Below are 26,344 nucleotides of genomic sequence, written 5' to 3' on the forward strand. Positions count from 1 at the left end.
TATTTGGACCGATATTGATATTGGAAGCGGAAGAGAGGCCCCAGAAAGGTCGCCGCAATCAAAAAGGAGCTGCCGCGAAGGGCAGCTCGTAACACCAGGAGGGCCGGATTACCGGCTTAAAGAGATGGAACTCGATATTGTCTCCCTGTCGCGATTGCAATTTGCAATCACGGCACTTTATCACTTCCTCTTCGTACCTCTGACCTTGGGTCTTTCCGTGCTGCTGGCCATCATGGAAACCGTTTACGTTATGACGGGACGACTCATCTGGCGGCAGATGACGAAATTTTGGGGTACGCTGTTTGGCATCAATTTTGTCATGGGCGTCGCGACAGGCATTGTGATGGAATTCCAGTTCGGCATGAACTGGAGCTATTACAGCCACTATGTCGGCGACATCTTCGGCGCGCCGCTTGCCATTGAAGGGCTGATGGCCTTCTTCCTCGAGGCGACCTTTGTTGGCCTGTTCTTTTTCGGCTGGGACCGCCTGTCGAAGGTTGGCCACCTCATGACCACCTATGCGGTCGCCGCAGGTTCCAACTTCTCGGCCCTGTGGATCCTGATCGCCAATGGCTGGATGCAGAATCCGGTCGGCTCGGCGTTCAATCCTGAAACCATGCGCATGGAAATCACGGATTTCTTCGCCGTGCTGATGAACCCGGTCGCCCAGGCCAAGTTCGTGCACACGGTTTCCGCCGGTTATGTCACCGCCGCCATTTTTGTTCTGGGCATTTCCGCCTGGTATCTGCTCAAGGGACGTTCGGTGGAACTTGCCAAGCGCTCCATGACGATTGCGGCGTCCTTCGGCCTGGCCGCTTCGCTTTCCGTCGTCGTTCTCGGCGATGAAAGCGGCTATCTGGCCAACGAACACCAGAAGATGAAGATCGCCGCCATCGAGGCCATGTGGCAAACCGAACCTGCCCCGGCTGCATTCACCGTATTCGGGTTCCCGGATCAGGCCACGCGCGAAACGCATTTCGCGGTGCATATTCCCTGGGTCATGGGCCTGATCGGCACGCGCTCGCTCACAACCCCTATCCAGGGTATCGACGAGCTGGTCCAGAACGCCGAGAACCATATCCGCAACGGCATCGTCGCCTATGATGCCTTGCAGAAAATCCGCGCGGCAGGCGGTACGAATGCCGCCCCGCAGGAAGTCCGGGACGTCTTTGCCGACAACAGCCAGTGGATGGGCTATGCGCTTCTTCTCAAGCGCTATGTCGACGATCCGCGTCAGGCCACCGACGCCCAGATCACGCAGGCCGCGAACGATACGGTTCCCGGCGTCCTGCCGCTGTTCTGGTCTTTCCGCATCATGGTCGGCATCGGCTTCTTCCTGATCCTTTTGACGGGCACGTTCTTCGTTCTGTCCGCGCGCCGTGCGCTCGACCGTCATCCATTCCTGCTGCGGGTTGCCGTGTTTGCGATCCCGCTGCCATGGATCGCAGCCGAAATGGGCTGGATCGTCGCGGAATTCGGCCGTCAGCCCTGGGTCATCGAAGGCATATTGCCGACGGCGGTTGGCGTCTCCAATCTCGGCGCCTCCACCGTGCTTTTGACCATACTCGGTTTCGTGGCGATCTATACGGTTCTCTTCATCATCGAGATGGGCCTGATGATCCGCGCCATCAAGGCCGGACCTGAACCCGACAGCAAGCCGGAAGCCATTCTCGCCCCGGCCAGCATAGCACCTGCGGAGTAAGGATCATGATACTCAGCGATTTGTTGGACTATGAAACCCTGCGCATCATCTGGTGGCTACTGCTCGGTGTGCTGCTGATCGCCTTCGCCGCGATGGACGGGTTCGACCTCGGTGTCGATATCCTTCTGCCGGCCGTCGGCAAGACCGATATCGAGCGGCGCATCATCATCAACACGATCGGCCCGGTCTGGGAAGGCAACCAGGTCTGGCTGATCCTCGGGGGCGGCGCCATTTTCGCCGCCTGGCCACAGCTTTATGCGGTGTCCTTCTCGGGCTTCTACCTGGCGATGTTTGCCATATTGTTCGCCCTCATCCTGCGTCCGGTCGGGTTCAAATATCGGTCCAAGCGCGACAGCGCAGCCTGGAGGCGGGGTTGGGACTGGGCGCTGTTCATCGGCGGTTTCGTGCCCGCGCTCATTTTCGGCGTCGCCGTCGGCAATGTGTTGCAGGGCGTTCCGTTCCGTCTGACCGATGATCTTGGGATTTTCTATGAAGGCTCGTTCTTCGGCCTGCTCAATCCGTTTGCGCTGCTGTGCGGCCTGCTTTCGGTGACGATGCTCTCCATGCACGGCGCGTCGTGGCTGGTGCTGAAGACAACCGGCGATATTCAGGCCCGCGCGCGGTCCTATGGCAGCATTGCAGCACTTTTGACGGTGGTGCTCTATGTGCTGGCCGGCGTCGTGAGCTGGCTCTGGATTTCCGGTTACCGGATCACGAGCGCCATCGTCACCGATGGGCCGTCCAATCCGCTGCGCAAGACGGTGGAGCTGGATCACGGCGCATGGTTTGCCAATTACGCGAACCATCCCATTTTGCTGATCGCTCCGGCGCTCGGCGTTCTGGGGGCGCTTGCGGCCTTCATCGCCCTGCGCAGCCGCCGCGAACTGGCGCCGCTTCTGTTCGGCAAACTGTCGATCTTCGGCATCATTTCCTCGGTCGGCGTGTCGATGTTCCCGTTCATCCTGCCCTCGTCCATCGATCCGCGCGCAAGCCTGACGGTATGGGATTCGTCCTCCAGCCATATGACGCTGTTCATCATGCTGGTCGCGACCATCATCTTCCTGCCGCTGATCGTTGCCTACACATCCTGGGTCTACAAGGTCCTGTGGGGCAAGGTGGACAAGGACATGGTCGAAGACGACAGCAATCACGCCTACTAACTGGAAGGGAAAGCAAGATGTGGTATTTTTCCTGGCTTCTTGGCCTGCCGCTTGCAGCCGCTTTCGCCGTGCTCAACGCCATGTGGTATGAGCTGATGGACGACCGGGCGCGCAAGCGCCTGGCCGCCGATCCGACGGCGGATCTGGCACGTGAAGGCAACAAGCATCACTAAACAAGAAACGGCCCGGAAACGGGCCGTTCTCATTATCGGTTCAAGCTTGGGGAATTGTCAGTTCGGCGACAAAATCATAGGCATCGCCGCGATAGAGCGATTTTGTGAACTCGACCACGCGGCCGGATGACAGATAGGAAATCCGCTCGATGGAAAGCCCCGCATCGCCCTCACTGACGCCCAGAATGTGCGCGTCGGGGTCCTTGATGTTGCAGGCGGCTATGCGCTGGACGGCGCGCACGGGCCGAAATCCGGTCCGGTCGAGTTCGGCATAAAGCGAGCCTCCGACCGCGTCCGGGTCGGGCAGGATTTCGCTGGACAGGCTTGCCCGTTCGATGGCCAGCGGCAGATCGCTTGCCATGCGCAGGCGCCCGAGGCGGGCCACGCGGGTTTCCGACGAAACGCCGAGTTTCATCATTTCTTCCGGCGAGGGATAATAAAGGCCGCGTTCCAGCCATCTGGATTGGGTGGTGATGCCGCGCCGCGCCATGTCTTCGGTAAAGGACGTCAGCATGGAAAGCGATTGCTGTACGCGCTCGCCCGGCCGCACGACGAACGTGCCCGAACCGTGACGGCGCACGAGAAGCCCCGCCTTGACGAGATCGTCCACGGCCTTGCGCACCGTGACGCGGCTGATATTGGCATATTCGGCAATGTCGCGTTCCGGCGGCAGGGCTTCGCCGTCAACCAGTTGCCCGGCGCGGATCGCAGCTTCCAGCGACTGGCGCAGCTGCATATAGAGCGGCCCGCCGGAAGCGGGGGCGGAGCCTTGCAGGTTCTTGGGCAGGAAAGCGCTGAAATTTCCGCTCATTCGCGCGCCTTTCCATTGTGCGGCCCATATCGCTTGAGGGCAAGCTGCAAGGCGCCGGTCAGGGCGTCCGCCGCGGGCTCGACCAGAAGCTTCTGCTGGCGGGGCGGCAGCCATTCCACATAGAGCGGCGCCATGCCGCCAAGCAGGCTGATCCTTTCCCCGCCCTGTCCGATCAGCACATCGAGCGTTTCGCTGACATAACCGGCGGAGCGCTCCAGCAGCATCCGCGCCGTTTCGTCGCCTTCGCCCGCATAGCGGAAAACACGCGGCGCATATGTGCCGAAATCTCCGGGTTTCGCCGTCCAGGCAAACGCGACCAGATTGTCCGGATTGTTGTCGAACTCGTTGAGAAGATCGGTCGTCAGCCGCGTGCGCGGATGAATGCCGTCATGCACCAGCAGGCATTCCTGCAACAGGCTTTGCCCCAGCCGCGCCCCGCTGCCGAGATCGCTCAAGGGGAAACCCCATCCGCCGACCGAATGAATATGCCCGTTCCGGCGCGTGATATAGGCCGTTCCCGTGCCGAGAATGGCGACGATCCCGTCCTGATCGCCAAGCGCGCCCTGAAGCGCGATCAAGCCGTCGAATTCCACATTGGCATGCGCGAAGGGCAGGCCGCGTTCGATCGGAAGGCCAGCACCCTCGACATTGCCGCCCGCAAGTCCCAGAACCGCATGGCTTGCCGCATAATGCGCCTTGTCCAGCCCGGCCCGGTCAAAAGCGTCGTCGATCGCGGCGATCACATTGGTGAGCGCCGTCTGCGGATCGGTGACGATATTGGCGGAGCCGCTGCGCCCCGAACCCAGAATCGCGCCGTCGCTATCCGCCACCACGGCGCGGCAGCCGGTGCCGCCGCCATCGACGCCAATGAAGAATTCAGTCATGAAGATACCTCCAGCTTGAAGATACCAAAAAAATACCATTAACCAAGCAGATTTGTCGCCCTGTGAAAAAATTGATTAATCCATTGATAAATTTCGGAAAAAAAGAATGGTTTCAATTTTTCTGCGGGAAAGTCGTAAACTTCTCTGGACAATTGGTACGTTTTTGGCATTAATTTCAGCGGAAGGGGAGCGCAATGCCGCTGAGGGCGAGGATCACGCGGATTCGGGGTGGAGATAACCGGCGGGGGTCGGTGCCTTTCCCGCAACGCGAGGAGCGTTCGTACCGATGCGGCCTGGCGTCGTTTCGCCTCTTTTGCGCATCCGCGCTCGAGAGCATTTCCAGCAAAAGTGCGAAGCGGTTTTGCGTCGGATAATGCGTGAAAACAAATAGATAGAGCGGTTCCGGCGATACCATTCAAACCGGAACCGCTCTAAAAAACGGGAGAAGGTTAATGGTTCGTAATACGTTGAAACTCATGCTGCTGGGTTCCACGCTGCTGGCGTCGGGCTCGGCCGCGCTTGCGGAAGACGTCACGCTGACGGTGGAAAGCTGGCGCAACGACGATCTGCAAATCTGGCAGGAAAAGATCATTCCGGCTTTTGAAGCCAAGAATCCCGGTATCAAGATCAATTTCGCGCCGAGCGCGCCGACGGAATATAACGCCGCGCTCAATGCCAAGCTCGATGCCGGTTCCGGCGGCGACCTCGTTGCCTGCCGTCCGTTCGACACCTCGCTTGAACTTTTCAACAAGGGCAAGCTTGCCGATCTGACCGATCTGGAAGGCATGAAGAACTTCTCCGACGTCGCCAAGTCCGCATGGACCACCGACGACGGCTCGAAGACCTTCTGCGTGCCGATGGCCTCGGTCATTCACGGCTTCATCTACAATCAGGAAGCCTTCGACAAGCTGGGCCTCAAGGCGCCGACGACGGAAGCCGAATTCTTCGACGTTCTTGAAAAGATCAAGGCGGACGGCACCTATATCCCGATGGCCATGGGCACGAAGGATATGTGGGAAGCCGCGACCATGGGCTACCAGAATATCGGGCCGACCTACTGGAAGGGCGAAGAAGGCCGCAAGGCGCTGATCGCCGGCAAGGAAAAGCTTACCGATCCGCAATGGGTCGAGCCGTTCAAGGTGCTTGCCAAGTGGAAGGATTATCTGGGCGACGGTTTCGAGGCGCAGACCTATCCCGACAGCCAGAACCTGTTCACGCTCGGTCGTGCGGCCATCTATCCGGCCGGCTCGTGGGAAATCGGCCTGTTCAACACGCAGGCCCAGTTCAAGATGGGCGCCTTCCCGCCGCCGGTCAAGAATGCAGGCGACACCTGCTACATCTCCGATCACAACGATATCGGCCTTGGCCTCAACGCTTCCAGCAAGCATGCGGAACAGGCAAAGGTGTTCCTGAACTGGGTCGCTTCGCCTGAATTCGCGGAAATCTACGCCAATGCGCTGCCGGGCTTCTTCAGCCTCAATTCGACGGCGGTGAAGATGAACGATCCGCTGGCGCAGGAATTCGTTTCCTGGCGCGAAAAGTGCAAGCCGACCATTCGTTCGACCTACCAGATCCTGTCGCGCGGCACGCCGAACCTCGAAAACGAAACCTGGGTTCAGTCGGCCAACGTCATCAACGGCACCGTAACGCCGGAAGATGCCGCCAAGAAGCTGCAGGAAGGTCTCGACAGCTGGTACAAGCCTGCGAAGTAAAACGCGGGGGCAGTGTGGGCGGCGATCGCGGGGGCGCGCCGCCCATATCTTTTCATCCGGCACATCGACATGCCGTTTTGCAAATGGTGCAATCCGTGTCAGGTTAAACCTGCTGCATGTCGTGGACATGGAGAGGTTTCCATGGCGCGGCATTCACCCGAATGGTTGCGACACAAACAGCTGTCCTTGCCTGATCATGCATGAAAACAAGATTCGGAACGGTTTGCCGGTTCGTGCCGGCGGCCCGGTCGAGTAAGAACATCAAAAGAGCGAATGCCTATATGAGCCAGTCTGCCGACATGACAGCTATTGTGCACAAGCGCCCGAGGCGTTGGCATATACTTGTATTTCTTCTGCCCTGTGTGCTGATCTATACGGCGGTGATGGTGCTGCCGCTGATCGAGACCTTGCGGCAGGCCTTCTTCAATGTCGTCGACGGACAGCGCGCCTTTGTGGGGTTCGCGAATTTCCAGGCCCTTTTCGGCGATCCGAACTGGTCGCGCGATTTCTGGAATGCGTTGAAAAACAACGTCATATTCTTCTGCATTCACATGCTGGTTCAAAACCCGATCGGCATCCTGCTGGCAGCCATGCTGTCCCTGCCGAAACTGCGTTTTGCTGCCTTCTACCGCACGGCCATCTTCCTGCCGACCTTGCTGTCCTTCGTGATCGTCGGCTTCATCTGGAAGCTCATCCTGTCGCCGATCTGGGCCGTGGCGCCATGGATGATGGATCTCGTCGGCCTCAAATGGGCGTTCGGGCCATGGCTCGGCAAGGCGGATACGGCGCTCGTCACCGTGTCGCTCGTCTCGGTCTGGCAGTTTGTCGGCATTCCGATGATGCTGATCTATGCGGCGCTTCTCAACATTCCCGAGGAAATCGTGGAAGCCGCCGAATGCGACGGCATCACCGGCTGGAGCCAGTTCTTCAAGATCAAGCTGCCGCTCATCATGCCATCCATCGGCCTGATCTCGGTGATGACCTTCGTTGCCAATTTCAATGCCTTCGACCTCGTCTATTCGATGCAGGGGGCCTTGGCCGGGCCTGACAAGTCGACCGATATCCTGGGCACGTTCCTGTACCGCACCTTCTTCGGCTTCCAGTTGCAGCTTGGCAATCCGTCCATGGGCGCCACCATCGCCGCCGTGATGTTCCTCATCATTCTGGCCGGCGTGTCGCTCTACCTGTTCGGCATCCAGCGCCGCATGCGCCGCTATCAGTTCTGAGGAGCGAGAACCATGTCGAAAGCACGCACATCGCCCATTCGCACCACGCTCGTCCATGCGGCCCTGATCTTCTATATGCTGATCGCCGTTTTCCCCGTGGCGCTGACGCTCATCAATTCGTTCAAGGACCGCAATGCGATTTTCCGCACGCCGTTGCAGTTTCCGACGCCGGAAAGTTTTAGCCTCATCGGTTATGAAACCGTTCTGAAACAGGGCTCGTTCCTGACCTATTTCCAGAACAGCGCCATCGTCACGGTGGCGAGCATTTTCCTGGTGATCCTGTTCGGCGCGATGGCCGCCTTTGCGCTTGCCGAATATCGCTTCAAGGGCAACACGCTGATGGGGCTTTATCTGGCCATCGGCATCATGATCCCGATCCGGCTCGGCACGGTCGCGCTGTTGCAGGGGATGGTGGCCGTCGGCCTCGTCAACACGCTGACGGCGCTGATCCTCGTCTATACCGCGCAAGGCCTGCCGCTTGCGATCTTCATCCTGTCGGAATTCATGCGAACCGTGTCCGATGATCTGAAGAATGCCGGGCGCATAGACGGCATGTCGGAATATACGATCTTCTTCAAGCTGGTGCTGCCGCTGATCCGGCCCGCCATGGCCACGGTTGCCGTCTTCACCATGATCCCGATCTGGAACGATCTCTGGTTCCCGCTGATCCTTGCGCCAAGCGAAGCCACCAAGACGGTGACGCTCGGTTCGCAGCTCTTCATCGGCCAGTTCGTCACCAACTGGAATGCGGTTCTGTCGGCGCTTTCGCTGGCGATGTTCCCGATCCTCATCCTTTATGTTCTCTTCTCGCGGCAGCTGATCCGCGGCATCACCGCGGGGGCTGTGAAATGAGTTCTGCAATGCAAAATCCTGTCCGTGTCCTGTCCGCCGGGCTTGGCAATATGGGCCGCAGCCATGCGCTCGCCTATCACCGCAATCCCGGTTTCGAGATTGTCGGCCTCGTCAATCGCACGAAGGTTGCCGTGCCGGATGAGTTGGCGGGCTATGAAATCCATCCGTCCTTCCATGATGCATTGAAGGAATTGAAGCCTGATCTGGCCTGCGTCGCCACCTATTCGGAAAGCCATGCGGATTATGCCTGTGCCGCGATGGAGCAGGGCGCGCATGTGTTTGTGGAAAAGCCGCTGGCAACGACGGTCGAGGATGCGCGCCGGGTGATCGACTGCGCGCGGGCCAACGGGCGCAAGCTCGTCATCGGCTATATACTGCGCCATCATCCATCCTGGATGCGGCTCATCTCCGAGGCGCGCCAGCTTGGCGGGCCTTACGTCTTCCGCATGAATCTCAACCAGCAATCCAGCGGCGCGACCTGGGAAACGCACAAGAACCTGATGAACACGACGTCGCCCATTGTCGATTGCGGCGTGCATTATGTGGATGTCATGTGCCAGATCACCGACGCCCGGCCGGTGGAAGTGCGCGGCATGGGCTTGCGGCTTTCGGATGAGATCAGGCCGGACATGTATAATTACGGCCATCTTCAGGTGCTGTTCGATGACGGCACGGTCGGCTGGTATGAGGCCGGCTGGGGGCCGATGATGTCGGAAACCGCCTTTTTCGTGAAGGATGTGATTTCGCCGAATGGCTGCGTTTCCATCGTCATGAACGAGGCCGTCACCAGGTCCGACGATGTGGACGCGCACACCAAGACCTCGACGATCCGTGTTCATCGTGCAGAGCGGGGCGCGGACGGCAAGTTCCTGAAACCGGATACGGATCTCTCCATGGCCGATGAGCCGGGCCATCAGGAATTGTGCGAACGCGAGCAGGCCTACATGCTGAAGGCCATTCGCGAAGATATCGATCTCAACCGACATATGGATGACGCGCTGCAATCGCTGCGCATCTGCCTCGCGGCGGATGAAAGCGTGCGCTCGGGCCAGCCTGTCAAACTGTAAGCCGGTAGAATTTAAGGGAATTTATCACGTGGGATCGCTGCTACTCAAATCGGTACACAAGCGCTACGGTGCACAGGAAGTTCTGAAAGACATCAATCTGGAAGTGCAGGACGGGGAGTTCATCATCTTTGTCGGCCCTTCCGGCTGCGGCAAGTCAACGCTGCTGCGGTCCATCGCCGGCCTGGAAGATGTGTCGGCCGGGCAGGTGCTCATCAATGGTGAGGATGTGACCGTCACGCCGCCATCCAAGCGCGGCATCGCCATGGTGTTCCAGTCCTATGCGCTTTATCCGCATCTGACGGTGAAGGACAATATGGGCCTCGGCCTCAAGCAGGCCGGTGCGCCGAAGGATCAGATCGAAAGCCGCGTGTCCAGGGCTTCCGCCATGCTGGCGCTGGAACCTTATCTCGCGCGCCGCCCGGCGGAACTTTCCGGCGGCCAGCGCCAGCGTGTCGCTATCGGGCGCGCCCTGGTGCGCGACCCGGAACTGTTCCTGTTCGACGAGCCGCTGTCGAACCTCGATGCGGCGCTGCGCGTGCAGACCCGGCTTGAAATCGCCAAGCTGCATCGCGAGTTGAAGGCAACGATGATCTATGTCACCCACGATCAGGTGGAGGCGATGACCCTGGCCGACCGTATCGTGGTGCTGAATGCGGGCCGCATCGAGCAGATCGGCTCGCCGATGGAACTCTATAACCGCCCGGACAATCTGTTCGTCGCCGGTTTCATCGGCTCGCCGCAGATGAACTTTCTCGATGCCGCGCGCATCGGCGCAACCGGCGCGAAGACCATCGGCATTCGCCCCGAGCATCTTTCCGTCAGCCGCGAGGGCGGAACGTGGAAAGGCAAGGTCATCCATGCCGAACATCTGGGCGCGGATACGATCCTCTATGTCGAGACGGAAACGGCAGGGCTTGTCACGGCCCGCCTGTTCGGCGAGCAGCACTATAATGAAGACGATGTGATCTTCCTCACCCCGGATGAGGGCAAGACCCACCATTTCGACGAGGCTGGCAAGGCGATCCGCTGATCTTCCTTGTCGGAATCCAAGCCACGCAAACCGCGCCTGTTACATGGGGCGCGGTTTTTGCTTTTTAAGGCCGGGAATCGCCGCTGAAAATGTGCCCGCCCGCAATGCGGGATATGGACAGAATGTCTCACCCCATGGCATTTTCCTGTCATGACAAACGCGGACAGGCGGCGAAATAGTACCAATCAGTACTGACGTTTCCGTCAATGCATAGCAAGAAAGTTGCGCGGTGCAGCGCGGATTCTTTCCATATAAAACTGCCTGTAAATCATGGGAATAAGCTTATTTCCTCCTGGGGCAAAGGGCGGTGGCCCCCGCCATGGCGAACCGCTTCCAAACAAAACAATGGCAGGCCCTGAAAAATAATCTTGCTTTATTCGGAAAGCCGTTCCACCCTGAAAGACAGTGAAACCGGAGGAGGAAAAACCGGCTTCACGTCGCATGGGAGGAGTGGTCGGTTTTCCCTCGGGAAGACTGCGGTGGCAGGACATAAGGGAGCCTTGCCGGGGCAAGCCGGGCAGATTTGCCGTTGGGGCTGGTCGCGTTGTTTTTGCGCTTGCCGTCCATGATCTCTCATTCGACACTCAATGCAAGTTTTGCGAGGTATGCCCGCATGAGCGATGATGTCGTACTTTCACTGCATGTTCCCGAGCCGGAATGGCGTCCGGGCGATGCGCCGGATTTCTCCCACGTCAAGATTCCCCGCGCGGGCAGCGTGCGCAGGCCCGAGATCGATGAAAAGCCGGAGGCCATGCGCGATCTGGCTTTCAGCATCATCCGGGTTTTGAACCGGGAAGGCGAGGCGGTCGGCCCATGGGCGGGCACGCTCACCGACGACGAGCTGAAGGACGGGCTTCGCCACATGATGACGCTGCGCGCCTATGATGCGCGCATGATGATGGCGCAACGCCAGGGCAAGACCTCGTTCTACATGCAGCATCTGGGCGAAGAGGCGGTGAGCTGCGCTTTCCGTAAAGCGCTGCGCAAGGGCGACATGAATTTCCCGACCTATCGTCAGGCGGGCCTTCTCATCGCGGATGACTATCCCCTCGTCACGATGATGAACCAGATTTTCTCCAACGAGCAGGACCCGCTGAAAGGCCGCCAGCTTCCGGTGATGTATTCGTCGCAGGAACACGGCTTCTTCACCATTTCCGGCAATCTGGCGACACAATATACGCAGGCCGTCGGCTGGGCGATGGCATCGGCCATCAGCCATGACACGAAGATCGCAGCCGCATGGATCGGTGACGGTTCGACGGCGGAAAGCGATTTCCACGCCGCACTGGTCTTCGCCTCCACCTACAAGGCTCCGGTGGTGATGAACATCGTCAACAATCAATGGGCCATTTCCACCTTTCAGGGCATTGCGCGCGGCGGCTCCGGCACTTTTGCCGCGCGCGGCCACGGCTTCGGCATTCCGGCACTGCGCGTTGACGGCAATGATTATCTGGCCGTCCATGCCGTTGCCAAATGGGCCGTGGAACGGGCAAGGCGCAATCTCGGCCCGACCATCGTGGAATATGTGACCTATCGCGCCGGCGGGCACTCCACCTCGGACGATCCGTCCGCCTATCGTCCCAAGGCCGAGAGCGATGCATGGCCGCTTGGCGATCCGATCCTGCGGCTCAAGAACCATCTCATCAAGCGCGGTGTGTGGTCGCAAGAGCGTCACGAGCAGGCGGAAGCCGAGGTGATGGATATCGTGGTGAGCGCGCAGCGCGAGGCGGAAGCCATTGGCACGCTGCATGATGGCCGCAAGCCCTCCATGCGCGACATGTTCGAGGATGTCTATGCCGAAACGCCGCCGCATCTTATCCGCCAGCGTCAGGAAGCGGGGTTCTGATCTATGACGAAAATGACCATGATCGAGGCGATCCAGAACGCCCACGATATTGCCATGGAACGCGATCAAAAAGTCGTCGTGTTCGGCGAGGATGTCGGTTATTTCGGCGGCGTCTTCCGCTGCACCGCCGGCCTGCAGAAGAAATACGGCAAGGAACGCTGCTTCGATGCGCCGATCAGCGAGCTTGGCATTGTCGGCACGGCGATCGGCATGGCCGCTTACGGCCTGCGCCCCTGTATCGAAGTGCAGTTCGCGGATTATGTCTATCCCGCCTATGACCAGATCGTGTCGGAGGCCGCGCGCCTTCGCTATCGCTCGGCAGGCGAGTTCACCTGTCCCATCGTGATTCGTATGCCTTCCGGCGGCGGCATTTATGGCGGGCAGACCCACAGCCAGAGCCCGGAAGCGCTTTTCACCCATGTTTCCGGCCTCAAGACGGTCATGCCATCGACGCCAGCCGACGCCAAGGGCCTGCTGCTCGCGGCCATCGAGGATCCCGACCCGGTGATCATGTTCGAGCCGAAGCGCCTTTATAACGGCCCGTTCGACGGCCACCACGACAAGCCGGTCACGTCATGGAAGAAACATGATCTGGGCGAGGTGCCGGACGGCTATTATACCGTGCCGCTCGGCAAGGCCGCGATCCGCCGCGAAGGCAGCGATGTGACCGTGCTGGCCTATGGCACCATGGTTCATGTGGCGCTTGCCGCAGCAGACGAAACCGGCGTCGATGCGGAGGTGATCGACCTGCGCACGCTTCTGCCGCTCGACACCGAGACGATCATGGCCTCGGTGAAGAAGACCGGACGGTGCGTCATCGTGCATGAAGCGACGCTCACCTGCGGCTACGGCGCGGAGCTTGCCGCACTCGTTCAGCGTGACTGCTTCTATCATCTGGAAGCGCCGATCCTGCGCGTCACCGGCTGGGACACGCCTTATCCGCATGCGCAGGAATGGGCCTATTTCCCCGGCCCGGACCGTGTCGGCCGTGCGCTCACATCGATCATGGAGGCTTAAATGGCTCATTTCGCAATCAAGCTCCCTGATGTCGGCGAAGGCGTTGCCGAGGCCGAACTTGTCGAATGGCATGTGAAAGTGGGCGACATCATCCGCGAGGACGATCTTCTCGCCGCCGTCATGACCGACAAGGCGACGGTGGAAATTCCCTCCTCGCGCGCGGGCAAGGTGATCGCCATCAATGGCGAAGTGGGCGAGAAGATCGCCGTTGGCTCCGAACTCGTGCGCCTTGAAATCGAAGGCGGCGCGGCGGAAAAAGCCGAAGCGCCGCAAGCGCAAGCCGTCGAGCCGGTGGCGCCTGCCGCCGCCGCGCCGGAAGCGCCGGTGCTCCTGCAAACGCCTGTGCCCGAAAAACCCGTCGCGCCGAAGCGTGAGGGTGCCGCTCGCCCGTTCACCGGCGCCGGCCCGGTTCGGCAGGAAGGCGAAAAGCCGCTCGCCACGCCGTCGGTGAGGCTTCGCGCGCGCGATGCGGGCATCGATCTGCGCCGCGTCCGCGGTACGGGACCGGCGGGGCGCATCACGCATGAAGACCTCGACGCCTTCTTCCAGATGGAAAGCGGCGCTGCCCCGGCGGTGTCGGGCTATGCTGCCGATACATCGGTCAATGAAATCAAGGTGATCGGCCTCCGGCGCAAGATCGCCGAGCGCATGGCGGAAGCCAAGCGCCACATTCCGCACATCACCATTGTCGAGGAAGTCGACGTCACCCAGCTTGAAGAGTTGCGCAGCAGCCTCAACCATGAAAAGAAGGAAGGGCGCCCGCGCCTCACGCTTCTGCCTTTCGTCATCCGTGCAATTGTGAAGGCGGTCAAGGAACAGCCGGGCCTCAACGCGCATTTTGACGATGAGGCGGATATTATCCGCCAGTTCGGCGGCGTGCATGTCGGCATCGCCACGCAGACGCCGAACGGCCTCATCGTCCCCGTCGTGCGCCATGCCGAAAGCATGAGCGTGTTTGCGGCGGCGACCGAGCTTTCCCGTGTTACCGAAGCCGCCCGCAACGGAACGGCCAGGCGCGAGGAACTGACCGGTTCCACCATCACCATCACTTCGCTTGGACCTCTCGGTGCAATCGCCACCACCCCGATCATCAACCGTCCGGAAGTCGCGATTGTCGGCATCAACAAGATGGCAGTGCGCCCGATGTGGGACGGCGCGCAATTCGTGCCGCGCAAGATGATGAACCTTTCATGCAGTTTCGATCACCGGATCATCGACGGCTGGGACGCTGCCGTCTTCGTGCAGAAGCTGAAAAGCCTCGTCGAAACGCCTGCCATGATTTTTGTAGAGGGATGACCAGATGAGCGAGATTTCCTGCAAACTTCTGATTATCGGCGGCGGTCCCGGCGGCTATGTCTGCGGCATTCGCGCAGGCCAGCTTGGCATCGATACGGTGCTGGTGGAAAAGACGCGCCTTGGCGGCACCTGCCTCAATGTCGGCTGCATTCCGTCCAAGGCGCTGATCCACGCGGCGGATGAGTTTCATCGCCTCACCACTTTTGCCGCCAAAGGCCCGCTCGGCATCACGGCGCAAAACCCGGCCATCGATTTCGCCAGAACGCTGGAATGGAAGGATGGTATTGTAACCCGCCTGAACAGCGGCGTTGCCGGGCTTTTGAAGCGGTCGCGCGTGCGCATGTTCCAGGGGCAGGCGCGGTTTCAGGACGGCAAGACCGTGCTGGTCGATACGGATACGGGCCGCCAGACCATTCATGCCGAAAACATCGTGATCGCAACCGGCTCGGTGCCGGTCGAGATCGAGGCTTTGCCGTTCGGCGGGGCCGTCATTTCCTCCACCGAGGCGCTTTCCCTGGAAAAGATACCGGAGCGGCTCGCCATTGTCGGCGGCGGCTATATCGGGCTTGAAATCGGAACCGCCTTCGCCAAGCTCGGCGCCAAAGTAACGGTTGTGGAAGCAGCCGACCGCATCCTCCCGCAATATGACGCGGAACTGACCCGCCCCGTGATGGCGCGGCTGAAGACGCTTGGCGTGGAGGTTCTGACCGGAACGTCCGCCAAGGGGCTGTCAGCGGATGGCAAGGCGTTGGAAATCCGCACGCAGGACGGGGCCGTCAAGGCGATCGCGGCCGACAGGATCCTCGTGACCGTCGGGCGCAAGCCGCAGACGGATGGCTGGGGCTTGAGCGAAATCCGGCTGGATATGGATGGCCGTTTCATCCGCATCGATGATCGCTGCCGCACCTCGATGCGCGGGGTCTATGCCATCGGCGACGTCACCGGCGAACCGATGCTGGCGCATCGCGCCATGGCGCAGGGCGAGATGGTGGCCGAAATCATCGCTGGCGGCAAACATGTGTGGGACAAGCGCTGCATCCCCGCCGTCTGCTTCACGGACCCGGAAATCGTGACTGTCGGTCTTTCGCCCGATGAGGCCCGCAAGGCCGGGCATGATATCCAGGCTGGCCTTTTTCCGTTTCAGGCCAATGGCCGCGCCATGACGATGGAACGTGACGATGGCATGGTGCGCGTGGTCGCCCGCGCGGACAATCATGTCATTTTGGGTATTCAGGCAGTCGGGGCCGGGATTTCGGAACTGTCGGCCGCTTTTGCGCAAGCCGTGGAAATGGGCGCGCGTCTGGAAGATATTGCAGGCACGATCCATGCGCACCCGACCTTGAGCGAAGGGCTGGCCGAAGCCAGCATGAAAGCGCTCGGCCACGCTCTACATGTTTGACGATTTACGCTCGTGCCGCCAGACGAAGATGGCGGCACCGGCAACCATGGCCGCCAGCGCAAACCATGTGATGGCATAGGAAAGGTGGCTGTTGCGGAACTTCACCACCGTCAATCCGCCGATGGGAAGCGTCCCCGCGCCGGACGATGCATCGGCATCGATGAAATAAGGCGCGACGGGCCCGAGATTGTCCTTTTCGGCAAAGGCCGCAACATCGCGTGAGTTCCAGTTGTCGCGCGCCGGATCGTTCGGGCGGAGGAAAAATCCGCCCGGTTCAGGCATGCGCAGCAAGCCTGTGACGGTCGTTTCTCCCGCTATCTGCGTTTCCAGCCGTGATGACGGATCGCGCTTGTCGCCGGGGACAAAACCCCGATTGATGAATGTCAGCGCTCCGTCCGGCGAACGCATCGGCGTCAGCACCCAATAGCCCGCGCCGCGCTCGGTCAGCGCATGGACCAGAACTTCCTTGTCATTCAGATAGGTGCCGGTCAGCGCGACATGACGATATTCGTCTTCCTTTTGGTTGACATTGGCCCAGTCGTCCTTTCCGGGTGCTGCGACCGGCGCGGCATGAACGCGCGCATCGACCCTGGCGATCAGATCGAGCTTCCATTGCAGCCGCTCCACCTGCCAGATGCCTAATCCCGTGAAAAGAATGAAGAAAATCCCCCCCAAGACCGACATCAGGCCAAGGAAGAAGCGGGAGGAAGTCTTCTGGATCACTTGTCCATTCCGGGGGGAGGGCATCGTCTTGTCCTTCAATAGCGGCAGCCAGTGGCCTTCTATAACAAAAATGCAATGGCAAGAAAGGGCAGGACCACAAAAGAACGTGATTGCGGGGAAACGCGCGCGATCATGTGCGATCAACGGCAAAAATACAGCGCCTGCCGCACTGTGGTGAGTGCGTGGCGCTTAAGCAGGATCAAACTCTATTGCTTCGTTCTCAGGCAAGCTTATGAACTTTGCGCCTGCGATGCGAATAGCCGCCCTTCGACAGGCGCAATACGTTGCAAACCTGTGTCTTGTCTTCCGAGGGCTTTGGCATCTGCTCGTGAATGCGAAGCAAAATCTGCTGTGTGACCGTGCGATCCCTGTCCGTGGCTACAGGGCCGATAATAATGCTCTTCATCGATCATTCTCCCTGTCTTCTTGGCCTGAAACGGCTTCGAAAGCCGTCCCGACCGATTATCAAGAATGGACCAATGAATGAAGTATTAACCAAATTTTACATCTTGACAAGTGCATCGGCGCAACAGTTTCCACCCCATTGGCAAGGCATGGAAAAAGCCCGATCGCGTGTGCGATCAGGCTTTTTCTGTTCCTCTATGCCGCCGGTCAGTCGCGGTTGCCGGTCAGGATTTCGCGTTTTCCCACATGATTGGCGGGGCCGACCAGCCCGTCCTTTTCCATGCGCTCCACAAGGGAGGCGGCGCGGTTATAACCGATGCCGAGACGGCGCTGGATATAGGATGTAGAGCACTTCTTGTCGCGCATCACCACCTTGACGGCCTGTTCGTAAACATCGTCGCCGTCTTCCGAACCCATGGCGGTCGCATCGAACACGGCCGCCTCCTGGGTTGCGTCTTCTTCTTCCTCGTCTTCCGTGACGGTCGCCAGATAATCCGGGCGTCCCTGTTCCTTCAGATGGTTGACCACCTTTTCGACTTCCTCATCGGAAACGAACGGGCCGTGGACACGGACGATGCGCCCGCCGCCTGCCATGTGCAGCATGTCGCCCTGACCGAGAAGCTGCTCGGCGCCCATTTCGCCAAGGATCGTGCGGCTGTCGATCTTCGAGGTGACCTGGAAGGAAATACGGGTCGGGAAATTGGCCTTGATCGTGCCGGTGATGACATCGACCGACGGGCGCTGCGTGGCCATGATGAGGTGGATGCCGGCGGCACGCGCCATCTGGGCCAGACGCTGGACGGCGCCTTCGATATCCTTGCCCGCAACCATCATCAGGTCGGCCATCTCATCGATGATGACCACGATATAGGGCATCGGCGTGAGATCGAGTTCTTCCTGAATATAGGTCGGCTCGCCTGTTTCCTTGTCGAAGCCGGATTGCACCGTGCACATTACGGTTTCGCCCTTGCCCTTGGCGGAAGCCGCGCGGGCATTGAAGCCTTCGATGTTGCGCACGCCGAGACGGGCCATCTTGCGATAGCGCTCTTCCATCTCGCGCACGGCCCATTTCAGCGCCACGACCGCCTTCTTGGGATCGGTGACAACAGGCGTCAGGAGGTGCGGAATGCCGTCATAGATGGACAGTTCCAGCATCTTCGGATCGACCATGATGAGGCGGCATTCTTCCGGCTTGAAGCGGTAGAGCAGCGACAGGATCATGGTGTTGATCGCAACCGACTTGCCCGACCCCGTGGTGCCCGCCACCAGAAGGTGGGGCATCTTGGCCAGTTCCGCGATGATCGGCTCGCCGCCGATGCCCTTGCCGAGGCAAAGCGGCAGGCGGTAGTTCGAAGCCTCGAAGGTGCGGCTGTCGATCATTTCGCGAAGATAGACGGTTTCGCGATTGGCGTTCGGCAGTTCGATGCCGATGACATTGCGGCCCGGAACCACGGCCACGCGGGCGGAAAGCGCCGACATGGAGCGGGCAATATCGTCGGCAAGGCCGATGACGCGCGAGGATTTCACGCCGGGGGCCGGTTCGAACTCATAAAGCGTGACCACCGGGCCGGGGCGGACATGGATGATCTCGCCGCGCACACCGAAATCCTCCAGCACGCTTTCGAGAAGTCCTGCACTGCGCTCCAGCATTTCCTGCGTGATGACATTTCCATCCTGTTCGGGCGGCAGCTGCAGGAGATCGCGCGGCGGAAATTCATAAGCGCCATGCATGACCGGGGCTTCGGCGCGGGGGAGGGGCTGCGGCTGGTAAAGCGCAATCGACGGCGCGGCCCTGACCGGAGCAGGGGTTTCGAAGACAGGTTCAGCCACCGCCTCGACGACATGTTCTTCCGCTTCCGCGACCGCCAGAACGACGTCGTCTTCGGTGGCCTCACCGGCCATGTCCGGGATGATTTCCGGCTCGGATACGACCGGCTGCGGGGCGGGCATTTCAACGTCGGCGGCGGCGATCGGTTCCGGCGCGGCCATCTCCACGGGCGCCGGCGCTGCCGGCATTTCCGCAACCGGCTGGACGGGAGCAGCGGCCTCCGGCTCGGGCTGCTTGTTCCATTCGCGAATACGGAATTGCGCCAGAATGGATTCCACCGTCGGCGCGGGCTTGCGCGGCTCGACCGGCATGGCGGAAACGAGCGGCGCGGCCGATACAGGCGCCAGATCGATGTCGCAACCTTCCCAGAAGGCGAAATCGGACAGATAGGCAAAGGCGGATGGCGCAGCCGGGGCTGCGGTCTCGATACGGTCCGGCGTCACCTCCGCTGCCGTTTCCACCGGCGCGCCGGCAACGGGAATCGCAGGCATTGCCGGAGGCACCGGCGCGACAGGCGAACGAACCATGCTCTCGGATACGGTTTTCTGGAGTTCGGCAACGGCCATGGGCTGGGCTTCGGCGACCTTCTCGACACTGATCGCAGGCGCGGCTTCTGCCCGGACCTGCGGGCGCTCGCTGATGCCCGGCAGTTCCTCGCCGCGGCGGCGCAGGAGTTCCACCTCCGGCGTGCGGGTGAAGCGCACATTCGCACCCAGCGAAAAATGGATTTTCCAGGCATCGTCACTCGCCGGATTGTGGCTTCCCGTCTGGCCGCGAGGCTGTTTCGGGTCCTGAGCGTTCTCTGCACGATTTCCTGTCGAGTGGGGGAAATTTTCTCTCAAATTACGCATGATACCTGAACCATGAATACTATCGCCTGAATGAGCCCAAGTAATAAAAAATGAAGGTTAACAACCCCCTTCCGAAATGCGCGGAACGACAGAAATTTCTTGTGGCGGCCATGCCGTCACGAGCGGCGAAGCCGGCGAAAAAACACCCCAGGTTGCACATTAAAACCTTTTGATATCAACGATATAAAGCGCGTTCTTATATTAAATTATACGATTATAAGACAATCAAGGGTAGTTTTCGGCGCCTGTTCATTTCGATCCGGAAAACCGGCCCGGCGTCAAAAGCGACAGGGGCCGGGAGACTCCCCCCTCAATCCCGTGCGAGCGCCACGACAGGGTCGAGCTTCGAGGCGTTGCGGGCCGGAATGAAGCCGAAACCGATGCCGATCAGGCTGGAGCAGACGAGCGCGATCACCATGGATGCAGGCGAATAAATAAGCTGGAACATCGAACTGAACTGCGCGAACAGCACGCCGAATCCTGCCGCGATAAGAACGCCGAGAACGCCGCCGATGAGGCAGACCAACACCGCCTCGATCAGGAATTGCTGCAAAATATCGCTCTGGCGGGCCCCGATGGCCATGCGGACGCCGATCTCGTTGATTCTCTCCGATACGGCCACGAGCATGATGTTCATCACGCCGATGCCGCCGACGAAAAGCGATATGCCCGCAATGCTGGAGATGAGAAGGGCGAGCGTCGCGGTCGTGGCCGCGATGGTCTTTTGCAGGCTGTCTGTATTGAAGATCGAGAAATCCTTCTCGCCATGCCGCTTGGTCAGAAAGGCGGTTATCATCTTTTCGGCTTCCGCCGGGTCCATCGTGTCGGCGACGCGCACGAGGATCATCTGGAGGGAGCGCGAGCCGGTCATGCGGGTCTGCACGGTTGAGTAGGGCAGGTAGACTTCCATCGTCTGGGCGCTGCCCATGCCCTGTTCCTCGGCCTTGACCACGCCGACGATCCGCACCGGCACCTTGTTGAGAAGGATGATCCTGCCGATGACGGAACCCGCCTCGCGCGGAAACAGGGTGGTCCTTGCGGTTTCGTCGATCACAGCCACCTGTGCCAGATCGTCCACATTCTGCTGATCGAAAAAGCGGCCTTCCAACAGCTTGCTGTTGCGCGTGACAAAATATTCCGCCCCGACACCGTTGACTGAAACGCTGACTTCCTTGTCGCTGACGCGAATGGTGGAACTGGTCGAGTCATATGGCGTGGCCGCCACGACATAGGGCAGCCTGGCGATCTCCCTGGCGTCGCTGAGATTGAGCGTCGTGATCTGGGCCGCTTTCAGGTCGCCAAATCCCTTGCCGGGACTGATATAGAGCGTATTGGTGCCAAGATTGCTGATGCCTTCCAGGATCTGGCGTTGCGAGCCCTGGCCGAGCGCCACCACACAAACGACCGAGGCCGTACCGATGATGATGCCGAGCATCGTCAGGAACGTGCGCAGCCGATGCGCATTCATCGAGCGGAGCGCCATTGCGAAGGCCTCGTTGAAGCGGTCGCGCATCCCGGCGAGATGGCCGGGCCTGGCGGGCGGCTCCTTTTCGGCTGCGGCTTCGGCCGCGGGCCGCAGGGCGTCCGCGCTTTTCGTATCGGAGATGATTTCGCCATCGCGGATTTCGATGATGCGCTGCGCGCGTGCTGCAACCTGCCGGTCATGTGTGACGATGATGACCGTTCGGCCCTCGCGGTTCAGCTCCTGAAGGATGCCGAGGACTTCTTCGCCGCTATGGCTGTCGAGCGCGCCTGTCGGCTCGTCGGCAAGGATCACATCCGCATTGTTGATGAGGGCGCGGGCGATGGAGACACGCTGCTGCTGCCCGCCGGAAAGCTGGCTTGGCCTGTGGTGCGTGCGCTCGCCCATGCCGAGCCGGCGAAGCAGCATTTGCGCCCTTTCGCGCCGCCGCTCTTTTCCCTGTCCGGCATAAATGGCAGGAATCTCCACATTTCCAACCGCATCCAGCTCGCCAAGGAGGTGATAACGCTGGAAAATGAACCCGAAATGTTCACGCCGCAATTGCGCCAGCTCATCGGCTTCAAGCTCCGATGTCGCGCGGCCGGAGATCAGATATTCGCCCTCCGACGGACGGTCCAGGCAGCCCAGAATGTTCATCAGCGTGGATTTGCCCGAGCCGGACGCGCCGATGATCGCCACCATCTCGCCGCGCTCGATGGTCAGGTTCACATGGTTGAGAACCGTCGTGAAGTCGTCACCCGACGGATAGCGGCGCGAAACACCCTTGAGCGAGAGGAGCGGCGCATCATTCATGTCAGATACCGACCGGCGCGGGAGAGCCGGTTTGATTGTCGGTCACGACCTTGTCGCCCTCGTTGAGGCCCGAGCGGATTTCGGTGTTGATCTTGTCGGTGATGCCGGTTTCGACCGTCCGTTCCTCGATCTTGTCGGCGCCGGTCAGGACGCGCACCGTGGCCTTGCCGGGCTCGTTCGTATCCTTGAGGGCCGTCACCGGCGCCATCAGGACATTCGTTGCCTTTGCAAGCAGAATGTGAACCTCGGTCGTCATATAGGTCCGAAGCATCCCGTCGGGATTGGGAACGCTGAAAATACCCTTGTAGTAAATGGCTGAAGCGGTGGCCGCACCGGAGGAACCAGTGGTGGCTGTGGTGAAACTCTTGTCGTTGACGATGGAATCCGGCGCCGGTTCGATCCTTTCGAGCGTCGCGTCATAACGCTTCATGTTTTGCCCGGAGATCGTGAAGAAGAGCGGCATGCCCTCGCGCACCTGCGTGACGTCCGCTTCCGAAATATCCGCCTCGACGGTCATCGTGTCGAGCTGGCCGAGAATGGCGATGGTCGGCGCGCTTTGCTCAGCATTGACGGTCTGCCCCTCCTGAACGACGGTGGCGAGGATCGTCCCGTCGATCGGCGCGGTGATGCGGGTATAGGCGAGATTGGTCTCGGCGATCTGCACGGCGATTTTCGCCGCGGCGATTGCCGCGTCGGTATTGGCGACCTGCGCTTCCTTCGATTTCAGGTTGCTGACCGCCTTGTCGTAATCCGCGCGTGCGACGGCATTCTTGCCGATCATCATTTGGTTTCGCGCCAGGTCCTGCCGGGCAAGTTCCAGATCGGCAATGTTCTGGGCGCGGGTGGCTTCGTTCTGGCGAAGTGCTGCCTCGGATTTGTTCAGCTCGTTTTGCAGATTGGTCGAATCGATCAGGGCCACGACCTCACCGGCCTTTATCTGCTCGCCCGGCTTCACCTTGAGCGAAAGAATGCGCCCGGTTGTCTGCGCGCCGATGGCGACGAGGTTCTTGGGCCGCAATGTTCCCGTGGCAAGGACCGAACTCTCGATATCGCCCCGCTTGACGGCAGTGGTGGCAGGCAGCGGGTCTTCTTTCGTCAGGAAGCGAACGGCGACATACCCCACGATCAGCAATGCGATGAGGACAGCCAGCCACAGGCGCCAGCGAAAACCGCGTTTCGGCTTGGAATTCATAGTGGTCTCTTATCGGTTGTCAGCGGAGGTGGAGGCGTGGCCTTGACGATGCGGGGGCCTGTATAGCCATCGACGACTTCAGGTCTTGCAACGTCAATGCGGCCGTTCCAGCCGCCGCCCAATGCTTTTTGCAGGGCGACATAATTCACGACCAGATCGGTTCTGGCCTGATTGAGGTTGGTTTCCGCGCTCAGGAGATCGCGCTGCGCGGTCAGCACATCCACAAAGCTCTTCGTGCCGGCCCTGAACTGCTCCAGCGTCAACATGTTGATCTTGCGGCTGTTGCTGACGATCTCCTGCAATTGCGCGGTCCGCAGGCGGTTCTGGTTCAGCGATACGCTGGCGTTCTCGACTTCGCTGAGCGCGGTCAGGATGACCTTGCGATAGGCGATGAAAAGCTGGTCGCGCGCGGCCCTTGCGGCCTCGACATCCGCATTCAGCTGGCCGCCATGAAAGATCGGGATGGTCAGGCTTGGGCCGAAACTCCAGCCGATCGTTGACAGTTTTCCAAGATCGCCGAAACTGGCGCCGCCCGTATTGATGTTTCCTGTCAGCGAAATACTCGGATAAAGCTGCGCCTGCTTCTGGCCGACGCTGGCATTGGCGCTTGCATAATCGCGTTCGGCGGCGCGAACGTCCGGCCGGCTCAAGAGCAGATCGGCGGGCAGGCCGGCGGAAACCTTGCGCGGGATCGCGGGTATCGGGCGCGACCTGTCGAGAAGGCCCGCAAGCGCCGAAGACGAGCGCCCCGTCAGGACGGACAGCTGGTTGAGATACTGCGCATAGCTGATCCTGAGCCCCGGTATCTGCGCTTCCGTCGTCGCGGCCTGCGTCTGCGCACTCAACAGATCGACCTGCGATATGTTTCCGGCTTCAAGCTGGTTGCGCGTCAGCGCCACGGTCTGGCGCTGGGAGGCGGCATTGCGCTGCGCAATGGCGATGCTGGCCTGCGCGCCGCGCAAATTCGCATAATTGGTGGCAATATCACCGATGAGCGTGACAAGCGCTGCCCGCAATTGTTCGTTTGCGGATTCGAGACTGTAATAGGCCGCTTCCACGCCGCGCTTGTTGCCGCCGAAAAGATCGAGTTCCCAACTCGTCTCGAAACCCAGGCCCGACTGGGCCGCGACCCGGGTTATTGTGTGGTCGGATCGGGAATAGGTCCCTTTTCCGTCAAGCTGCGGGTAGAGTATGCCTCCAGCGGAGATATAATTGGCGCGCACCTGCCGCACCTTGGCCTTGGCGGTTGCCACGTCCGGGCTACTGGCGATGGCGTCCGCGATCAGCTGATCCAGAACCGGGTCCTTCAGGTTCTTCCACCAGTCGCCAAGCTGCGGGGCGCGTCTGTCAGCCTTGCTGTTCCACCCGGCGGGCGTCAGCACATGCGGTTTCTGGTAGTCAGGGCCAACGGTAACGCATGCTGCCAGCATGGGCAGAATGCTTCCCAGTACGGTGATGCGAACAAGTGATGGCGTCAAATAATAGGTCCTGAAATATATATGCTGTCGTCGGAACGGCTTTTGATCGCTCCGAAAACGAAGCGCTCTTATACTTGCAACGGTTGTACCTGGGCAGTCCAAAGTCGTGGGAGCATGCCATAGGTCGCGCTGAGTCGCGATCAGAGGCATCATGCCATCGCTCACAGACGGTCATCAGCCAATGATCGCAGCAAAACGCGGCAATACACAGAAATTATTGGAATTTACGCGAAATCCGCCGCGGGTTGGCCCATCCGGCCCGCATGGTTATCCAGCCAGTCGGCAAGTGAGCGCCGTCTTGCGGCGCGCCCGCGCATGGGCTCGGCCATGCACATGGAGTTGAGCACGGCTTCCTCGGTGGATTCAACCGCTGCGCGAAAAAGCGTGTCGATGCGATTTTCGTTGAGCACCGCGATTTCGACCACATCACGCTTTTCGTCATGATCGAATGTCACTGCCGTCGAAAAGCCGATGGCGATATCGCCGCTGCCGTGCCCCCAGAAAGCCCCCAGACGCGCCAGCCCCGCGCCGCAGCGTCGGGTCACGCGCTTCAATTGCCGGTGTTCCATTGCCACATCGGTGGCAAGCACGAGGATGACCGAGCCTTTTTCGGGCTGATCGTCCATTTTCGGCGAGGGCCTGCGCCCGTCGGGAAGAACCAGATCGCCAGCGCGGCCGAAATTGGTCAGCGCCAGCACGCCGAGATGATGGGTCTTGCCATCCAGTTCGAACCGACGCGAGGATGTGCCGATGCCGCCCTTGAAGCCGAAACAGCTCATGCCGGTGCCCGCGCCGACATTGCCTTCAGCCACGGCGGCCCCGGCAATCTTCAGGGCTTCCCGCGCGTCGGCTTCCGTGACAGCCATCGCCTGGATATCGTTGAGCGGGCCGTCATTGCATTCCAGAACCACCGGATTGACGGTGGCCGTGGTGCGCCCGATATCGGGATTGGCCGCGATGGCCTCGCGGATCAGCGCATTGGCGCAGGTTCCAACGCCGAATGTATTGGTGAGGAGGATCGGCGTTTCCAGCGTTCCCAATTCCTCGACCTGCACAAGGCCGGTGCTTTTGCCAAAGCCGTTGATGACGTCGCAGGCTGCCAGCACCTTGCGGCGATACATGTTGCCGCCATGCGGGACGATTGCCGTCACGCCGGTATTGATATCGCCGTCACGCAAGGTGCGGTGGCCGACGTGTACGCCCGGCACATCGGTGATGGCGTTTTGCTCGCCCGGCTGCATGATGCCGCAAATGATGCCGTAATCGCGTGCCTTGCCTGTCATGGGTCACTGTTCTGTCAGGAGGGAAGGGGCACGGGCCCAAACCCGATAGCTACTGGAAGAGAACCTGTCTTTGCAGAAGGCAGGCTTTGCCGCAACATGAATAAACTTCATTTCACGATTGGCAACAGGCCACT

The 26,344-nt window shown here is 60.3% G+C and carries 20 protein-coding genes and 1 pseudogene; 12 read left to right on the forward strand and 9 right to left on the reverse strand.

Going from position 1 to position 26,344, the window contains the following annotated elements:
• Window positions 1-124 precede the first annotated feature (124 nt).
• The 3 genes from AVM02_RS08900 to cydX are packed head-to-tail and all read left to right on the forward strand — an operon-like array spanning window position 125 to window position 3,035.
• Window positions 125-1,702, forward strand: coding sequence for a cytochrome ubiquinol oxidase subunit I (locus AVM02_RS08900; RefSeq protein WP_411506609.1), 1,578 nt, complete (start codon window positions 125-127; stop codon window positions 1,700-1,702).
• 5 nt (window positions 1,703-1,707) lie between these two features.
• On the forward strand, window positions 1,708-2,862 hold the full coding sequence (gene cydB / locus AVM02_RS08905; RefSeq protein WP_411506610.1) for a cytochrome d ubiquinol oxidase subunit II: 1,155 nt from the start codon (window positions 1,708-1,710) through the stop codon (window positions 2,860-2,862).
• 17 nt (window positions 2,863-2,879) lie between these two features.
• Complete coding sequence (gene cydX, locus AVM02_RS08910; RefSeq protein WP_411506611.1) at window positions 2,880-3,035, forward strand: cytochrome bd-I oxidase subunit CydX; 156 nt, start codon at window positions 2,880-2,882, stop codon at window positions 3,033-3,035.
• Window positions 3,036-3,075: 40 nt separating this feature from the next.
• On the opposite strand, the gene AVM02_RS08915 is transcribed toward cydX, so the two are convergent.
• Together AVM02_RS08915 and AVM02_RS08920 are read right to left on the reverse strand one after the other, a co-directional pair.
• Window positions 3,076-3,846, reverse strand: a complete 771-nt coding sequence (locus AVM02_RS08915; RefSeq protein ID WP_411506612.1) for a GntR family transcriptional regulator — start codon at window positions 3,844-3,846, stop codon at window positions 3,076-3,078.
• Window positions 3,843-4,730 carry a BadF/BadG/BcrA/BcrD ATPase family protein gene (locus tag AVM02_RS08920; protein WP_411506613.1) on the reverse strand — a complete coding sequence of 296 codons (888 nt, stop codon included), beginning with the start codon at window positions 4,728-4,730 and terminating at the stop codon, window positions 3,843-3,845. Before AVM02_RS08920 ends, AVM02_RS08915 begins: the two co-directional genes overlap by 4 nt.
• A 452-nt stretch (window positions 4,731-5,182) precedes the next feature.
• Here AVM02_RS08920 and AVM02_RS08925 point away from each other — a divergent pair, with 452 nt between their 5' ends.
• From AVM02_RS08925 to lpdA, 9 genes are all read left to right on the forward strand, one after another.
• A complete protein-coding gene (locus tag AVM02_RS08925) occupies window positions 5,183-6,442 on the forward strand; it encodes an ABC transporter substrate-binding protein (RefSeq protein ID WP_411506614.1) in 1,260 nt (419 codons plus the stop codon).
• A gap of 281 nt (window positions 6,443-6,723) precedes the next feature.
• Window positions 6,724-7,668 (forward strand): carbohydrate ABC transporter permease, encoded by a 945-nt coding sequence (locus tag AVM02_RS08930; protein ID WP_411506615.1) that lies wholly within the window; start codon window positions 6,724-6,726, stop codon window positions 7,666-7,668.
• 12 nt (window positions 7,669-7,680) lie between these two features.
• On the forward strand, window positions 7,681-8,520 hold the full coding sequence (locus AVM02_RS08935) for a carbohydrate ABC transporter permease (RefSeq protein ID WP_411506616.1): 840 nt from the start codon (window positions 7,681-7,683) through the stop codon (window positions 8,518-8,520).
• The gene (locus AVM02_RS08940) at window positions 8,517-9,587 is read left to right on the forward strand and encodes a Gfo/Idh/MocA family protein (RefSeq protein WP_411506617.1); all 1,071 of its coding nucleotides are present in this window, start codon (window positions 8,517-8,519) and stop codon (window positions 9,585-9,587) included. The genes AVM02_RS08935 and AVM02_RS08940 overlap by 4 nt, the downstream gene beginning before the upstream one ends.
• A 28-nt stretch (window positions 9,588-9,615) precedes the next feature.
• Window positions 9,616-10,617 carry an ABC transporter ATP-binding protein gene (locus tag AVM02_RS08945; protein WP_411506618.1) on the forward strand — a complete coding sequence of 334 codons (1,002 nt, stop codon included), beginning with the start codon at window positions 9,616-9,618 and terminating at the stop codon, window positions 10,615-10,617.
• Between the two features lie 613 nt (window positions 10,618-11,230).
• Window positions 11,231-12,463 carry a 3-methyl-2-oxobutanoate dehydrogenase (2-methylpropanoyl-transferring) subunit alpha gene (locus tag AVM02_RS08950; RefSeq protein WP_411506619.1) on the forward strand — a complete coding sequence of 411 codons (1,233 nt, stop codon included), beginning with the start codon at window positions 11,231-11,233 and terminating at the stop codon, window positions 12,461-12,463.
• Between the two features lie 3 nt (window positions 12,464-12,466).
• Window positions 12,467-13,480 (forward strand): alpha-ketoacid dehydrogenase subunit beta, encoded by a 1,014-nt coding sequence (locus tag AVM02_RS08955; protein WP_411506620.1) that lies wholly within the window; start codon window positions 12,467-12,469, stop codon window positions 13,478-13,480.
• Entirely contained in the window at window positions 13,481-14,776 is a 1,296-nt protein-coding gene (locus AVM02_RS08960; RefSeq protein ID WP_411506621.1) for a dihydrolipoamide acetyltransferase family protein, read from the forward strand.
• Window positions 14,777-14,780: 4 nt separating this feature from the next.
• Entirely contained in the window at window positions 14,781-16,175 is a 1,395-nt protein-coding gene (gene lpdA / locus AVM02_RS08965; protein WP_411506622.1) for a dihydrolipoyl dehydrogenase, read from the forward strand.
• Here the strand turns inward: lpdA and AVM02_RS08970 are convergent.
• From AVM02_RS08970 to AVM02_RS09000, 7 genes and pseudogenes are all read right to left on the reverse strand, one after another.
• Window positions 16,164-16,922: an SURF1 family protein gene (locus tag AVM02_RS08970; protein ID WP_411506623.1), complete on the reverse strand. Its 759-nt coding sequence runs from the start codon at window positions 16,920-16,922 to the stop codon at window positions 16,164-16,166. The two genes, lpdA and AVM02_RS08970, sit on opposite strands and share 12 nt — an antisense overlap.
• Before the next feature lie 196 nt (window positions 16,923-17,118).
• Window positions 17,119-17,304 (reverse strand): hypothetical protein, encoded by a 186-nt coding sequence (locus tag AVM02_RS08975; RefSeq protein ID WP_411506624.1) that lies wholly within the window; start codon window positions 17,302-17,304, stop codon window positions 17,119-17,121.
• Between the two features lie 206 nt (window positions 17,305-17,510).
• Window positions 17,511-19,529: pseudogene (locus AVM02_RS08980) on the reverse strand (DNA translocase FtsK); the annotation flags it as partial.
• Between the two features lie 763 nt (window positions 19,530-20,292).
• Window positions 20,293-22,257, reverse strand: coding sequence for a MacB family efflux pump subunit (locus AVM02_RS08985; RefSeq protein ID WP_411506625.1), 1,965 nt, complete (start codon window positions 22,255-22,257; stop codon window positions 20,293-20,295).
• A 1-nt stretch (window position 22,258) separates the two neighbouring features.
• Window positions 22,259-23,449, reverse strand: a complete 1,191-nt coding sequence (locus AVM02_RS08990) for an efflux RND transporter periplasmic adaptor subunit (protein WP_411506626.1) — start codon at window positions 23,447-23,449, stop codon at window positions 22,259-22,261.
• A complete protein-coding gene (locus AVM02_RS08995; protein WP_411506627.1) occupies window positions 23,446-24,879 on the reverse strand; it encodes an efflux transporter outer membrane subunit in 1,434 nt (477 codons plus the stop codon). The genes AVM02_RS08990 and AVM02_RS08995 overlap by 4 nt, the downstream gene beginning before the upstream one ends.
• Window positions 24,880-25,151: 272 nt before the next feature.
• Window positions 25,152-26,210: a P1 family peptidase gene (locus AVM02_RS09000; protein WP_411506628.1), complete on the reverse strand. Its 1,059-nt coding sequence runs from the start codon at window positions 26,208-26,210 to the stop codon at window positions 25,152-25,154.
• Between the last annotated feature and the right edge of the window lie 134 nt (window positions 26,211-26,344).

This window comes from Brucella anthropi, from assembly GCF_046630315.1.
Taxonomy (GTDB): Bacteria; Pseudomonadota; Alphaproteobacteria; order Rhizobiales; family Rhizobiaceae; genus Brucella; species Brucella anthropi_A.

Excerpts from the sequence above, each read along its gene's own strand:
- AVM02_RS08900 (WP_411506609.1), top strand. The coding sequence starts at position 125 with ATGGAACTCGATATTGTCTCCCTGTCGCGATTGCAATTTGCAATCACG.
- cydB (WP_411506610.1), top strand. The coding sequence starts at position 1,708 with ATGATACTCAGCGATTTGTTGGACTATGAAACCCTGCGCATCATCTGG.
- cydX (WP_411506611.1), top strand. The coding sequence starts at position 2,880 with ATGTGGTATTTTTCCTGGCTTCTTGGCCTGCCGCTTGCAGCCGCTTTC.
- AVM02_RS08915 (WP_411506612.1), bottom strand. The coding sequence starts at position 3,846 with ATGAGCGGAAATTTCAGCGCTTTCCTGCCCAAGAACCTGCAAGGCTCC.
- AVM02_RS08920 (WP_411506613.1), bottom strand. The coding sequence starts at position 4,730 with ATGACTGAATTCTTCATTGGCGTCGATGGCGGCGGCACCGGCTGCCGC.
- AVM02_RS08925 (WP_411506614.1), top strand. The coding sequence starts at position 5,183 with ATGGTTCGTAATACGTTGAAACTCATGCTGCTGGGTTCCACGCTGCTG.
- AVM02_RS08930 (WP_411506615.1), top strand. The coding sequence starts at position 6,724 with ATGAGCCAGTCTGCCGACATGACAGCTATTGTGCACAAGCGCCCGAGG.
- AVM02_RS08935 (WP_411506616.1), top strand. The coding sequence starts at position 7,681 with ATGTCGAAAGCACGCACATCGCCCATTCGCACCACGCTCGTCCATGCG.
- AVM02_RS08940 (WP_411506617.1), top strand. The coding sequence starts at position 8,517 with ATGAGTTCTGCAATGCAAAATCCTGTCCGTGTCCTGTCCGCCGGGCTT.
- AVM02_RS08950 (WP_411506619.1), top strand. The coding sequence starts at position 11,231 with ATGAGCGATGATGTCGTACTTTCACTGCATGTTCCCGAGCCGGAATGG.
- AVM02_RS08955 (WP_411506620.1), top strand. The coding sequence starts at position 12,467 with ATGACGAAAATGACCATGATCGAGGCGATCCAGAACGCCCACGATATT.
- AVM02_RS08960 (WP_411506621.1), top strand. The coding sequence starts at position 13,481 with ATGGCTCATTTCGCAATCAAGCTCCCTGATGTCGGCGAAGGCGTTGCC.
- lpdA (WP_411506622.1), top strand. The coding sequence starts at position 14,781 with ATGAGCGAGATTTCCTGCAAACTTCTGATTATCGGCGGCGGTCCCGGC.
- AVM02_RS08970 (WP_411506623.1), bottom strand. The coding sequence starts at position 16,922 with ATGCCCTCCCCCCGGAATGGACAAGTGATCCAGAAGACTTCCTCCCGC.
- AVM02_RS08975 (WP_411506624.1), bottom strand. The coding sequence starts at position 17,304 with ATGAAGAGCATTATTATCGGCCCTGTAGCCACGGACAGGGATCGCACG.
- AVM02_RS08985 (WP_411506625.1), bottom strand. The coding sequence starts at position 22,257 with ATGAATGATGCGCCGCTCCTCTCGCTCAAGGGTGTTTCGCGCCGCTAT.
- AVM02_RS08990 (WP_411506626.1), bottom strand. The coding sequence starts at position 23,449 with ATGAATTCCAAGCCGAAACGCGGTTTTCGCTGGCGCCTGTGGCTGGCT.
- AVM02_RS08995 (WP_411506627.1), bottom strand. The coding sequence starts at position 24,879 with ATGCTGGCAGCATGCGTTACCGTTGGCCCTGACTACCAGAAACCGCAT.
- AVM02_RS09000 (WP_411506628.1), bottom strand. The coding sequence starts at position 26,210 with ATGACAGGCAAGGCACGCGATTACGGCATCATTTGCGGCATCATGCAG.